Source organism: Pseudomonas sp. KBW05, assembly GCF_003852405.1.
Taxonomy (GTDB): domain Bacteria; phylum Pseudomonadota; class Gammaproteobacteria; order Pseudomonadales; family Pseudomonadaceae; genus Aquipseudomonas.
Genome location: NZ_QAJM01000007.1, coordinates 233,681 through 246,667, shown reverse-complemented (window position 1 = coordinate 246,667; position 12,987 = coordinate 233,681). Strand labels below are relative to the sequence as shown.

Here is a 12,987-nt window from a genome sequence, read left to right as displayed (position 1 = left end):
AGCCGAGCGCAAGTGAACCGGCCCACGCCAGTAAAAACCGATAACTTCTTCCTGCTGATCTTCCGGGCACTGCGCCACCGCCGTGTACCGATCGCATTACGCATCGCCAGCCATAACGTGATCCTGGTCGCCCTGGCCCTGGTGATCTACGCCTGCGTGATGGGTTTGCAGTTCAAACAGGCCATGCACGAACAGGCCGACGCCCTGGGCGAGAGCCTGACCACGCAAACCGCCACATCGGCGACCGAGCTGTTGGTGTCCAACGACATCCTCAGCCTCAACGTGCTGCTCAACAACCTGACCAAGAACCCGCTGGTGGCCCACGCCGCCATCTACAGCGTGGACAACCGGATCATGGCCGAAGCCGGGCAGCGCCCGAAGAATGGCCTGCTGGGCGAAGCCGAAGGGTTGTACCAGAGCAACATCACGTTCCAGGACGTGAAGGCCGGCCAACTGCGCATCAGCCTGGACATGCAGCAATTCCAGCAGCCGATGACCATCAGCCTGCAAAGCATGGGCATCCTCAGCGCGATCCTGCTGGCCCTGGCGTTGGCCCTGAGCCTGCGCCTGGGTCGGCATATCTCCACGCCGCTGATGCAACTGCGCATCTGGCTGCGGGACATCGACGAACACACCCCGGCCACCGACCGCCAGGATGAAATCGGCGACCTCGCCCGCCAACTGCACACCAGCTTCGCCCCGGAACCGACCGTGCGCGAGCCTGAGCCCGAGCCTGAATACGACGACGAGCCTGAGTTCGACGTGGGTGAGCCGGGCTTTGATGAAGCCCCACCGGTCGCCGGCCTCAAGCCTGCCACCCGCAAGGCGATCCAGGCCGATGAAGACGAGCTGGACGACGAAGACCCGTTCGCCGACCTGCGCGATACCGCGTCCAACAGCCCGGCTGTCGCGCCAACGCCTGCCCCGGTCAAGAACGCCGAGCCCCAGCACAGTGCGGTCCTGGCCGTGCAACTGGGCTCCCAGGATCAACTGCGCCGCCTGCCCCGCACCCGCCTGACGGAATTGCTTGAACGCTACCGCGACTGCCTCGACCAGGCCGCCTCGCTGTACCAGAGCGAACTGCACACCCTGAACGACGGCAGCACGCTGATGCTGTTCCACAGCGAAGACAGCGGCGAAGACTACCTGACCAACGCCATCTGCTGCGGCGAGCTGCTGCGCGCCCTGGGCCATGCCCTGCAGATCGAAGTGGCGGACAGCGGCATCACCCTGCAACTGCAACTGGGCCTGACGGTGAGCGACGACCTGTTTGGCATGAGCCAGATCGACCTGCTGCTCACCGAGAGCGCACAGGATGCCCTGGCCTTGTCGCAACACAGCCGCAACTTGCTGCTGGTGGAGCGCAAGATCAGTGAAGACACATTGATCCGCCAGCGCGCGCGTATCCGCCCGATTGCCAGCCCTGAAGGCGCGAGCTGTGTGGAGCGGTTGATGGAGCCGTATCCGTCGATGCTGGAGCGCCAACTGGCGCGGATGCACGAGACCCGCAAGCCTTAAGCAACACTGCAACATCCACTGTGGAGTGGGCTTGTGTGGGAGCGGGCTTGCTCGCGAAAGCGGTGATTCAGTCACTGATGTATCGACTGACACTCCGTATTCGCGAGCAAGCCCGCTCCCACACAAGCCCGCTCCCACAGGTGATCTTTAGTGATATCCAGATCGCGCACAAACAAAAAGGCCCGCTGAGTCAGCGGGCCTTTTTTTGTGTCAGCGATTCAGGTCAGAACCTGAACACTTCCATATCCGTACGAATCGGCGTTGCCATCGGCATCTTCGGCTTCTGCGGTTCAGCAGGCTTGGCCGCCTGCACCGGGGCCTGTTTGCGTGGCGCCTCGGCAATGGGCGGCTGGTTGGCCAATGGTTTGAGGGCCACCGACAACTGCTGTGCCAAATGCTGCAACAACACGCCCTGGGCCTGGACCTGGGACGCGGTGGTGCCGGCGTGCTCTTCCTGCAAGTGCACGATGCGGCTGTCACGCACCTGGCCACGGCGGTCGATCAAGCGCCACTGGGCATCCAGGATCGCTGGCTGCGAGGTGCCGGAGTCCAGGCGCGTGATGGTCAACAGCACCTGTACATCCGGGCTGAAGCCAGTCGGCGCAGGCGCGAGCACCACACGCTGGCTGTCCAGATGACCGGCCACTTGGCGCAGCATCAGCTGGTTGATGTCGGACGACAAACTGCCCGCCCAACGCCCATCGGTGGAACCTTGCAGGCTGCCGTCGTTCTGACGTTGCAGCAGGGTTTCGCGTTGCAGGTAGTCCGCCACGACGACCGGGCCGAGCAATACCGCCATGCCGGTAGCCTGGGCTGGCTGCGCGGGGCTGCCGCTGTCCAGCTGGTACAGCGACACCGGCTGGTGCGTGCTGCAACCCGCCAACCCCAACAGGCCAGCGAGCATCAAAAATAAAGGAACGCGTGGAGCGGTCATCATCCCATCCAGGTGGCTGCCACAAGGCGAACCACAACTAATACTGAAAAAACCCTAAACACGCGCGGCCACGCCGGCGCTGGAAAGGCCATATCATCCGTGAATATGCGCCATGACTCCAGCGCCAAAGCGTCGATCTACGCGTTAAACCGTAGATCGAGGCCTCTAATACGCGTTAAACCGGCGTTTCTACCAACAAAGCATCCACGCGCTGGAAGCCCCGCGGCAGTTTGTTGCCACGCCGACCACGCTCGCCCTTGTAATGCTCAAGGTCGTCAGGCCGCAGCGACAGCGTGCGTTTGCCGGCCTGCAGCACCAGCGTTGCACCTTCCGGGATCACCGCGATGTCAGTCACGTACTCTTCGCGACTGGCTACGCGCTCGCCAGGAATACCGATGATCTTGTTGCCCTTGCCTTTGCCCAGTTGCGGCAGGTCGCTGATCTTGAACACCAGCAAACGCCCTTCGGTGGTCACGGAGGCCAGCCAGTTGTTTTCACGATCGTCCACGGGTCGCGGCAGGATCACCTTGGCGTTGTTCGGCAAGCTCAACAGGGCCTTGCCCGCCTTGTTCTTGGCCTGCAGGTCTTCACCCTTGACCACAAAACCGTAACCCGCGTCCGACGCAATCACGTACAGCGAATCGTCATCCGGCAGCAGCACGCACTCGAAATTCGCCCCTGGTGGCGGCGTCAGGCGCCCGGTCAGCGGCTCGCCCTGGCCCCGTGCAGACGGCAAGGTGTGGGCCGGCACAGAATAGCTGCGCCCGGTCGAGTCGATAAACACCGCAAACTGGTTGGAACGCCCGGCCGCAGCAGTCTTGAAGCCGTCGCCAGCCTTGTACGACAGGCCGGTGGCGTCAATATCATGCCCCTTGGCCGAACGAACCCAACCCTTTTCCGACAGAACGACGGTAATTTTCTCGTTTGGCAGCAGCTCGGTTTCGGTCAGCGCTTTCGCTTCAGCGCGCTGGACGATTGGCGAGCGGCGGTCGTCGCCGTAGGTTTCGGCGTCTTTGATCAGCTCGGTGCGCACCAGCTTCTTCAGCTTGGTCTCGCTGCCCAGCAGGGCTTGCAGCTTGGCTTGTTCCTTGAGCAACGCGTCTTGCTCGTCGCGCAACTTCATTTCTTCCAGTCGCGCCAATTGACGCAAGCGGGTGTCGAGGATGTAGTCGGCCTGGATCTCGCTGAGCTGGAAACGCGCGATCAACTCGGCTTTCGGGTGCTCGGCCGTACGGATGATGTGGATCACTTCATCCAGGTTGAGGTAGGCAATCAGCAAGCCGTCCAACAGGTGCAAGCGACGCTCGACCTTGTCCAGGCGGAATTGCAGGCGGCGACGCACGGTCTGCACGCGGAATTCCAGCCACTCCACCAGCAGGTTGCGCAGGTTTTTCAGCTGCGGCTTGCCGTCCAGGCCGATGATGTTGACGTTGACCCGGTAGCTCGACTCCAGGTCGGTGCTGGCGAACAGATGCTGCATCAGCACTTCGTGGTCGACCCGGCTGTTGGTCGGAATGATCACGATGCGGCACGGGTTTTCGTGGTCGGACTCGTCACGCAGGTCGGCCACTTGCGGCAGCTTCGACGGCTTGGCCTGCATCAGGGCGGCGATCTGCTCCAGTACCTTGGCGCCAGACACCTGGTGCGGCAGCGCGGTGACAATAATGTCGCCATCTTCGATGTGGTACACGGCGCGCATGCGCACCGAGCCCTTACCGGTTTCGTACATCTTCAGCAGGTCGGCGCGCGGCGTGATGATTTCCGCTTCAGTCGGGTAGTCCGGGCCCTGGATATGCTCGCAGAGCTGTTCGACCGTGGCCTTGGGCTCATCGAGCAAACGCACGCACGCCGTGGCCACTTCACGCAGGTTATGCGGCGGCACGTCGGTGGCCATGCCCACGGCGATGCCAGTGGTGCCGTTAAGCAGGATATTCGGCAAACGTGCCGGCAACACCAGCGGTTCGTCGAGAGTGCCGTCGAAGTTCGGGCCCCAATCGGCGGTGCCCTGCCCCAGCTCGCTCAGCAGCACTTCCGAGTAACGCGACAGGCGCGCCTCGGTGTAACGCATGGCGGCGAAGGACTTCGGATCATCCGGCGCACCCCAGTTGCCCTGGCCGTCCACCAGCGTGTAGCGGTAGCTGAACGGCTGGGCCATCAGCACCATGGCTTCGTAGCAGGCGGAGTCGCCGTGGGGGTGGAACTTGCCGAGCACGTCGCCGACGGTACGCGCCGATTTCTTGTGCTTGGAATCAGCGTCCAGGCCCAACTCACTCATGGCGTAGATGATGCGCCGTTGCACGGGCTTCAGGCCGTCGCCGATATGCGGCAAGGCACGGTCCATGATCACGTACATGGAGTAGTTGAGGTAGGCACTTTCGGTGAAGTCAGCCAGCGACCGGCGTTCTACGCCATCTAAGCTGTCTGCGAGGATGTCACTCATGCGGGCCTCATCATTGGGTAAGGCGCGGCGGAAATGCCGCGGCGCCGGGTCAATTCAAAAAATTCAGGGTTCATGGCTGGGCACTCCAGCCACCGGCCGGGGCGGCGAAACGATAGACCACCGGGCGTTTTTCACCATCGGCACGGGGGCCGAAGTTGTTGTCGATGCCCAGCCAGGCACCGTCTGCGTCCACCACCAGGGCTTCGGCCAGGCCATAGGCCTGAGGATAGCGCCGCTCAGGCGTCAGGGTCTCGTCGGCAAACGACCAGCACAGCTCGACCTTGGCCGTGATCGCATCGCGCCGGCAAATCTGGAACGCATTGCGCTCCAGGGTAAACAGCTTGCCGTTGAACAGCGCCAGGTCGGCAAAGTCCTTGGACACGGCCTTGGCATTGGTGAACTTGGCTGGCTGCACTTCCTGGCCGGCTTCGCTGAGCAATACACACGGACCGTCGCAATCCCACACGCTTTGCCCACGCTTGATCGAGATTAGGCCGCGCCTTTCGCGCTCGGCTGCCAGCCAAATCTGATTGCTTTCGGGATTGATCGCCAGCCCTTCAAACAACGCATTGAAGTGCAGCAACATGCCGCTGGCCCGCGCTTCACGCACCATGCCTGGGGCAATCTTCAACCACTCGGGCGCACCGTTCACCGGCACGTGCAGCACCGCCGCATGCGCTTCGCTGACGATATAGCGGTTACCCGCGGCATCGCAGCTGATGCCTTCAAAATCCAGGTCGCCACCGCGAATGAACGAAGCGGCCTTGGTGCGCGAACGCAACCCCCAAGGCAAGCCGGACTCCGGCACCGGCGGCACGTCGATCTTCACCGTTTCGGCCTGCCAGGTCGACGCGCTGATATCCAGGCGATAGATCTGGTCGTCATCACGGTCGGAAACCGTCCACAACTCCTTGCCACACAAGGCCAGGCCCGACAGATTGCCGCCGCGCATGCCGTCCACCGGGTGTTCGGAGACGAGTTTCAGCTCAGCCACGGGCGCGGCCGCTACCGAGGTAGCCACCAGCCCGCTCCACATCAGGATCGCCAGGGCGAAGCCTGTGCGCATCAGCCCAGCACCTCGGCAAGGTTGCCTTTGGATTCCAGCCAGGACTTGCGGTCCGGCGCACGTTTTTTCGCCAGCAGCATGTCCATCATTTCCGACGTGGCGGCGTAGTCTTCCAGGGTCAATTGCACCAGGCGCCGTGTGTTCGGGTCCATGGTGGTTTCGCGCAGTTGCGGCGGGTTCATTTCACCCAGGCCTTTGAATCGCGTGACCTGTGGCTTGCCACGTTTCTTCTCGGCCACCAGGCGGTCGAGGATGCCATCGCGCTCGGCTTCGTCGAGGGCGTAGAAAATCTCCTTGCCCAGGTCGATGCGGTACAGCGGCGGCATGGCGACGTAGACGTGACCAGCATCCACCAACGGGCGGAAGTGCTGGACGAACAACGCGCACAGCAAGGTGGCGATGTGCAGGCCGTCGGAGTCGGCGTCGGCGAGGATGCAGATCTTGCCGTAGCGCAGCTGGCTCATGTCCGCCGCGCCCGGATCGACGCCGATGGCCACGGCGATGTTGTGCACTTCCTGGCTGGCCAGGACTTCGCTGCCATCGACTTCCCAGGTATTGAGGATCTTGCCGCGCAACGGCAGGATCGCCTGGAACTCTTTATCCCGCGCTTGCTTGGCGGAACCACCGGCGGAATCACCTTCCACCAGGAACAGTTCGGAGCGCATCGGGTCTTGCCCGGCGCAATCGGCCAGCTTGCCCGGCAGTGCCGGGCCCGCAGTGATGCGCTTGCGTTCGACCTTCTTGCTGGCCTTCAAGCGACGGCCGGCGTTGTTGATCGCCAGCTCGGCCAGGGCCAGACCCAGCTCAGGGTGTTCGTTGAGCCACAGGCTGAACGCATCCTTGACCACGCCCGAGACAAACGCCGCCGCCTCGCGGGACGACAGGCGCTCTTTGGTCTGGCCGGAGAATTGCGGCTCCTGCATCTTCATCGACAGCACGAACGCAATGCGCTCCCACACGTCTTCCGGCGCCAGCTTCACGCCGCGCGGCAGCAGGCTGCGGTATTCGCAGAATTCGCGCATGGCATCCAGCAAACCCTGGCGCAACCCGTTGACGTGGGTGCCGCCCTGGGCCGTGGGGATCAGGTTGACGTAGCTTTCCTGCACGCTGTCGCCGCCTTCGGGCAGCCACAACAGCGCCCAGTCGACGGCTTCCTTGTTACCCGCCAGGCTGCCGCAGAACGGCTCGTTGGGCAGGCGCTCGAAGTCGCTGACGGAGTCTTCCAGGTAGGAGCGCAGGCCGTCTTCGTAATGCCACTCGACCTTCTCGCCGGTGCCTTTGTCTTCAAAGGTGACGAGCAGGCCCGGGCACAGCACAGCCTTGGCCTTGAGCACGTGCTTGAGGCGGCTGATGGAGAATTTCGGCGAATCGAAGTATTTCGGGTCCGGCGCGAAGTACACGCTGGTACCGGTGTTGCGCTTGCCAACGGTGCCGATCACGGCCAGGTCGGTGGCTTTGTAGCCATCGGCGAAGGTCATCTCGTATTCGTTGCCATCGCGCTTGACCCTGACCCGCACCAGCGTAGACAGGGCGTTGACCACGGAAATACCCACGCCGTGCAAGCCACCGGAGAACTGGTAGTTCTTGTTGGAGAACTTGCCACCGGCGTGCAGCTTGGTGAGGATCAGCTCGACGCCCGGCACACCCTCTTCCGGGTGAATGTCCACCGGCATGCCGCGACCGTCGTCGGACACTTCCAGGGAGTGGTCAGCGTGAAGAATGACATGCACCGACTTGGCGTGGCCGGCCAGGGCTTCGTCGACACTGTTGTCGATGACTTCCTGGGCAAGGTGGTTCGGCCGGCTGGTGTCGGTGTACATGCCGGGGCGTTTGCGCACCGGGTCGAGGCCCGAGAGGACTTCGATGGCGTCGGCGTTATAAGAGCTAGCGCTGGGAGTGGCCATGGGGTCTCGTCGTGAGTCGTTCGATTAAAAAGTGACCTGCGATTTTTACAGTGACGAAAAATCGAAGGATTGATACTGATCTGCGCCAATGCCGGCAAAACTCAAGAGCGCCGGCAGTTGCTGGGCGAACCCCTGATAACCATGGTCGCCACCGGCCTGGATGCGCAAGGCACAGGCCCGGTAATACTGCTGGGCGAGGCGATAATCCAGCGTTTCATCGCCGGTTTGCAACCACACCTGATAACGCCCGGCGTCCTGGGGCGCCGCCACTTCCAGCTCGGCCAGGGCCGTGACGTGGTCGTGGGTCAATTCCCAGGTTTCATCGGTGTAGAGGTTCTTCTGGGTGCCCAGGTAACCGTCGAACATCCGATGGGGGCTGACCGCTGGGTTGACCAGCAGCGCCTTGAGGCCATGGCGCTCGGCAAGATGGGTTGCATAGTAGCCGCCGAGTGAGCTGCCGACCAGCAGCGGGCGCCCCAGTTCAGCGATCGCCGCTTCCAGTTGGGGAATTGCCTGACGCGGGTGGTGATGCAGGGCCGGCACGCGCAGCTGGTCGGCCAGGCCGAGGGCATCCATCACACGGATCAACTGGCTGGCCTTGTTGGACGCCGGCGCACTGTTGAAACCGTGGATATACAGGATCGAAGCGGACATGCCGGGCTCTCCATGACGTGGGCCAAAGAGGCGCAGTTTACAGGGATAGCGGCCCTGTGTGATGACCTCAATCCACAGGACACCGAAGAACCCATGTGGGAGCGGGCTTGCTCGCGAATGCGGAGTGTCAGTCACTGCATCTGGTACTGACACACCGCATTCGCGAGCAAGCCCGCTCCCACATTTTTGATCAGCGTTTGCAGCGTTTAATAGCCGTTGCTGCCGTAATCCACCGTAAATTCGAAGTCCTGGACCCGCTCCACACCCGTCTCCAACCGCCCGTCGGCATGCAAGCGCAACCAGCGATACCCCGGTGCCTGTTCGCTGACCTGGAAATCCTCGCTGCCCGGCGCGAACTGGATGCAGGTGGACGGCGAGGCCAGCAGCCGCACGCCGTTGCGCTCGCGGTCGATTTCCTGGTGTACGTGCCCCCAGAGCACCGCCCGGACCTGCGGGAAGCGATCCAGCACGGCAAACAGCGCGTCGGGATTACGCAGGCCGATGGGCTCCATCCAGGCACAGCCGATGGACACCGGATGATGGTGGAAACACACCAGGTGATGGCGGCTCGGCGCTTCGCTCAGGGCCTGGGCGAGCAATTGCAGTTGCTGGTCTTGCAGGTAACCCGGCACCGAGCCCGGCACGGCAGAATCCAGCAGGGTGACGCGCCAGTTGCCGATATCGACCACCGGCTCCAGCAAATCACTGCGCATGGCGGCGTGGGCCATGATCTGGGGCTCGTCGTGATTGCCGGGAATCCAGCGCGCGGGGGCGTCGATCTGCCGGGTCATGTCGCGAAATTGCTGGTAGGACTCCAGTGTACCGTCCTGGGACAGGTCCCCCGTGGCCAGCATCAAGTCGATTCGCGGCTGCTGCACGCGCACCAGTTCGATCACCCGTTGCAGGCTTTCGCGGGTGTTCATGCCCAGCAACGCGCCGTCGGCCTCGGCAAACAGGTGGCTGTCGGACAGTTGCACCAGCAACGCGGGTGCATCGGGGTTCACGGTGGCTACGCTCGGCAAGGCGCTCTCCCAGGGCAATCACAGGAATGGACGAATAGCGCGATTATGCTGGGGCAGGACACAAAGAGGAAACCCAAGGAAGCAGACGCAGTTCACATCTACCGCACCGCTTCGAACTCATGGCCCAGGGCCAGGCAGTGACTCAACCATTCACCGAGGAACACATTGAGCTGTGCTTTCTCATCGGGCTGGTGCATGAACACATTCGGGTAAGGATAGATGCTGCGAAAGCGCCGCGCATGTTCGGCGCTGATCACTTCGGCCATGCGGGCGTCGTGGTACACCTGCACTTCCAGTTGCGGCACCGGCAGCCATGGCAGGCTGTGTTCCTGGCGCACGCGCAGGGTGGTGGTGTACGGGCAGTTGACGATGACTTCCAGGGTCAACACACCGAGCATCTGGTCGCCATGGGTCACGCCGATGCGCCGCGCCGCCGGGGCGTGGCGCATATCGGGGAGCAGACGCATCAGCCGCGCATAGTTGGCCTCACAGGCCGCTTGCAGCCCGATCAGGTCAACCCGGTAACGTTCCCGTGCCTTTACTGCCATAACCCCCTCACTTCCGCGCGATTAAGCGCAAGCCATTGCAGGGCGATAATGCTGGCTGCGTTGGAAATCTTGCCGTCGCGCACCGCTTGCAGGGCATCTTCGAAGGCCCAGGTGGTGACGCGGATATCTTCTGCCTCTTCTTCCAATCCATGGACGCCACCTACGCCTGTGCTGTCGCAGCGGCCCAGGTACAAGTGGACAAATTCGGTACTGCCGCCGGGCGATGGGAAATACTTGGTGATCGGCCACAACGCGGAGAAGGTCAGCCCAGCTTCCTCCTCGGCCTCACGGTGTGCAACCTCCTCCGGCTGCTCGTCCTTGTCGATCAGGCCGGCGACCATTTCGATCAGCCACGGGTTGTCGGTACGGCCCATGGCACCGATGCGGAACTGCTCGTTCAAGACCACTTCGTCACGTTGTGGGTCGTAGGGCAATACACACACGGCATCATGACGAACGAAGACTTCGCGATTGATCTCCCGGCTCATGCCGCCGTCGAATTTCTCGTGGCGCAGTTGCAGGCGATCGAGTTGGTAGAAACCTTTGAAAACGGTTTCCTCCTTCACAATCTCGATCTTGCTCGGCGTCGATTTCGCAATGTCCGTCATACCCTTCCTCGTTAAGCCTGTGCAATTCGCGCCATCCTAACGCGCTCGCAGCGGTTGGTGCAGCCCCTTTCCGGTTGCCGGGATAGACGGCGAACGTCAAACTCAGGGGGGCGCTCTCAATTAGTTTCCCCGTCGCGCCGGGGAAACTAATTGAGAACGCCCCTCTAATCAGCTTAGTGGCGAACTGACTGCCCTGCCGGTAGTCGAAGCTGCACCATTTCGCTCTTATCGTTAGACGAAGGACATCCATGTCGCTTTTAAAAATCGCCTCCGTGGCCTGCATTGCACTGACCCTGGGTGCCTGCCAAAGCCTGTTTCAACCGAGCTGGCGCACGCCGCTGGAAGCCACCCGCGACGCCACCGAGCAAAGCAAGCCGGGTTGCGCCAGCGCCGACTGCCCGCTGGTGAATATCGACACCGTGCACTTCGCCAAGGAGCCCAAGCTGGATGCCTTGATCGAACAGCGCCTGCTGGAAATGACCCAGGCCGACCCGCTGCCCACTAGCCTGGCGACGTACAGCGAGCAGTTCCTGCGCAGCACCGCGCCGCGCAACAGCATGTACTTGCAGGCCAAGGTACGCGAGCAGCATGACGGCTTGGTGATCATCGAGCTGTCCAGCTACCTGGACCAGGGCGCCACCCACGGCGAGCCGGGCCGCGCGTTCATCAACTATTCGCGCCAGCAGCAAAAAGCCCTGTCGCTGACCGACATGCTGCTGCCCGGCAAGGAAGACGCCTTTTGGAAAGCTGCCCAGGTCGCTCACAACAGCTGGCTGATCAGCACCCGCCTGAGCCTGGAGCCGGAGTTCGTGAAGACCTACCCCTTCCAGAAAACCCCGAACGTGGCGCTGACCTATGGTGGCGTGATCCTCAAATACCCCACCACCACCATCGCACCGTACGCCCTGGGCCACGTCGAGCTGCAGATTCCCTACTCGCGCCTGGAAGGCATTCTCAAGCCTGAACTGGTGCCCGCGCGCCGCTGAAGGCGCGACCGAGAATAAGCTGCAACAGCCCTGCCAGCACCAGCGCCGGCAGGGTCGCGCCGACATCCGGGTACAGATTGGCCAGCAGATGGTAAGTACCGATGCCCCCCAGCCAGGCCACCAGCGCCGGCCAGCGCAACACGGCGACCACGCCCTGGCCACGGCGGCGCAGGATGAAATGATCCACCAGCACCACGCCAAACAGCGGCGCGAACACCGAACCGATCAGCAGCAGGAAGTTCTGGTACTGGGCCAACGGCGCAAAGCAGGCGATCAGCGTACAGATCACGCCTATTGCAAGGGCTAGATGCTCGACCTTCAAGCGCAACAGGATGCCGCTGGACACCGCCGCCGAGTGAATATCGGCAAAGGCGTTTTCCGACTCATCCAACAGGATCAACAACAGCGGAATCCCCAGCCCCGCACCGGCCAGCGCCAGCAGCAGCGCATTCACTTCACCACTTGGCGCAAACGCCAGGGTGTAGGCCACGCCCAGGCTCATCAGCCAGAAATTACCGATAAAGAACCCCAGCGCCGTGCCGCCGAACACGCTCTTGGCGCGCTTGCCGAACCGTGAGTAATCGGCGATCAGCGGCAGCCACGACAATGGCATGGCGATGGCAATGTCGAAACCCACCGCAAACGGCAGCGAACCGTCACCGGCCTGGACCCAGAGGGCGGCAAGGTCAGCCTTGGCAAACAGGTTCCAGGTCAGCCACAGACAGGCGGCGAGCAGCAGCCAGATGCCCCATTTGCGCAGGATCTGGCGCACGAAGGTCAGCGGGCCACTCACGGCCAGCAAGGTCGCCAAACCACCGAAGAACAGCGTCCACAGCAACGGACTGGCCAGCAGGCTGCCATCGCTGAACGCCCGCGTGCCCAACAGGCTGGCGGCGTCGCGCATCACGATGATTTCGAACGAGCCCCAACCGATCAGCTGCAGCAGGTTGAGCAGCGCCGGCAGGCTCGCGCCTTTGGCGCCGAGGCTGAGTTTGAGGGCGGCCATGGCGGACAGGCCGGTGTCACTGCCGATCACGCCGACGGCGGCCAGCAGCAACACGCCGACCAGGGTGCCGAGGAAGATCGCCAGCAGCGAACCGGACAAGCCCAGGCCCGGCGCGAGCAAGGCGCCGGTTTGCAGGACCATCAGGCCGATGCCGAGGGAGAACCACAGGGAGAACAGGTCGCGGGCGCCGAAGACTCTTTTGTCGCTCGGCACTGCGGTATCAGGGGAGTAGGTACTCGGTTGAATGCTCAAGGATGTTATCTCTGAGGAACATGTGTTGTTTGGGAGATTGCATTCGCGA

The 12,987-nt window shown here is 62.6% G+C and carries 11 protein-coding genes; 2 read left to right on the top strand and 9 right to left on the bottom strand.

Features of this window, described 5'->3' with window-relative positions; all coding sequences use genetic code 11:
• The first annotated feature begins 12 nt into the window (after nucleotides 1-12).
• Nucleotides 13-1,518, top strand: a complete 1,506-nt coding sequence (locus DBR46_RS06845) for an AhpA/YtjB family protein (protein WP_124525540.1) — start codon at nucleotides 13-15, stop codon at nucleotides 1,516-1,518.
• Between the two features lie 223 nt (nucleotides 1,519-1,741).
• Here DBR46_RS06845 and DBR46_RS06840 read toward each other — a convergent pair whose 3' ends face one another.
• The 8 genes from DBR46_RS06840 to DBR46_RS06805 form a co-directional block, all read right to left on the bottom strand.
• The gene (locus tag DBR46_RS06840; protein WP_177414006.1) at nucleotides 1,742-2,452 is read right to left on the bottom strand and encodes a membrane integrity-associated transporter subunit PqiC; all 711 of its coding nucleotides are present in this window, start codon (nucleotides 2,450-2,452) and stop codon (nucleotides 1,742-1,744) included.
• A gap of 175 nt (nucleotides 2,453-2,627) precedes the next feature.
• Nucleotides 2,628-4,892, bottom strand: a complete 2,265-nt coding sequence (parC, locus tag DBR46_RS06835) for a DNA topoisomerase IV subunit A (RefSeq protein WP_124525538.1) — start codon at nucleotides 4,890-4,892, stop codon at nucleotides 2,628-2,630.
• 70 nt (nucleotides 4,893-4,962) lie between these two features.
• Entirely contained in the window at nucleotides 4,963-5,958 is a 996-nt protein-coding gene (locus tag DBR46_RS06830) for an esterase-like activity of phytase family protein (protein WP_124525537.1), read from the bottom strand.
• Nucleotides 5,958-7,862, bottom strand: a complete 1,905-nt coding sequence (gene parE / locus DBR46_RS06825; protein ID WP_017734940.1) for a DNA topoisomerase IV subunit B — start codon at nucleotides 7,860-7,862, stop codon at nucleotides 5,958-5,960. The genes DBR46_RS06830 and parE overlap by 1 nt, the downstream gene beginning before the upstream one ends.
• Nucleotides 7,863-7,907: 45 nt before the next feature.
• On the bottom strand, nucleotides 7,908-8,516 hold the full coding sequence (locus DBR46_RS06820; RefSeq protein WP_124525536.1) for a YqiA/YcfP family alpha/beta fold hydrolase: 609 nt from the start codon (nucleotides 8,514-8,516) through the stop codon (nucleotides 7,908-7,910).
• A 206-nt stretch (nucleotides 8,517-8,722) separates the two neighbouring features.
• Complete coding sequence (gene cpdA, locus DBR46_RS06815) at nucleotides 8,723-9,538, bottom strand: 3',5'-cyclic-AMP phosphodiesterase (protein ID WP_124525535.1); 816 nt, start codon at nucleotides 9,536-9,538, stop codon at nucleotides 8,723-8,725.
• A gap of 98 nt (nucleotides 9,539-9,636) precedes the next feature.
• Entirely contained in the window at nucleotides 9,637-10,086 is a 450-nt protein-coding gene (locus tag DBR46_RS06810) for a DUF1249 domain-containing protein (protein WP_017734937.1), read from the bottom strand.
• A complete protein-coding gene (locus tag DBR46_RS06805; RefSeq protein ID WP_124525534.1) occupies nucleotides 10,077-10,694 on the bottom strand; it encodes an NUDIX domain-containing protein in 618 nt (205 codons plus the stop codon). The genes DBR46_RS06810 and DBR46_RS06805 overlap by 10 nt, the downstream gene beginning before the upstream one ends.
• Before the next feature lie 248 nt (nucleotides 10,695-10,942).
• Here DBR46_RS06805 and DBR46_RS06800 point away from each other — a divergent pair, with 248 nt between their 5' ends.
• Nucleotides 10,943-11,680 (top strand): RsiV family protein, encoded by a 738-nt coding sequence (locus DBR46_RS06800; protein WP_124525533.1) that lies wholly within the window; start codon nucleotides 10,943-10,945, stop codon nucleotides 11,678-11,680.
• Here the strand turns inward: DBR46_RS06800 and cytX are convergent.
• Nucleotides 11,649-12,938, bottom strand: a complete 1,290-nt coding sequence (gene cytX, locus DBR46_RS06795) for a putative hydroxymethylpyrimidine transporter CytX (RefSeq protein ID WP_124525532.1) — start codon at nucleotides 12,936-12,938, stop codon at nucleotides 11,649-11,651. The genes DBR46_RS06800 and cytX overlap by 32 nt on opposite strands.
• Nucleotides 12,939-12,987: the final 49 nt, after the last annotated feature.

Coding starts and splice junctions, on each gene's coding strand:
- DBR46_RS06840 (WP_177414006.1), bottom strand. CDS start 2,452: ATGACCGCTCCACGCGTTCCTTTATTTTTGATGCTCGCTGGCCTGTTG.
- parC (WP_124525538.1), bottom strand. CDS start 4,892: ATGAGTGACATCCTCGCAGACAGCTTAGATGGCGTAGAACGCCGGTCG.
- DBR46_RS06830 (WP_124525537.1), bottom strand. CDS start 5,958: ATGCGCACAGGCTTCGCCCTGGCGATCCTGATGTGGAGCGGGCTGGTG.
- DBR46_RS06805 (WP_124525534.1), bottom strand. CDS start 10,694: ATGACGGACATTGCGAAATCGACGCCGAGCAAGATCGAGATTGTGAAG.
- DBR46_RS06810 (WP_017734937.1), bottom strand. CDS start 10,086: ATGGCAGTAAAGGCACGGGAACGTTACCGGGTTGACCTGATCGGGCTG.
- parE (WP_017734940.1), bottom strand. CDS start 7,862: ATGGCCACTCCCAGCGCTAGCTCTTATAACGCCGACGCCATCGAAGTC.
- DBR46_RS06800 (WP_124525533.1), top strand. CDS start 10,943: ATGTCGCTTTTAAAAATCGCCTCCGTGGCCTGCATTGCACTGACCCTG.
- DBR46_RS06820 (WP_124525536.1), bottom strand. CDS start 8,516: ATGTCCGCTTCGATCCTGTATATCCACGGTTTCAACAGTGCGCCGGCG.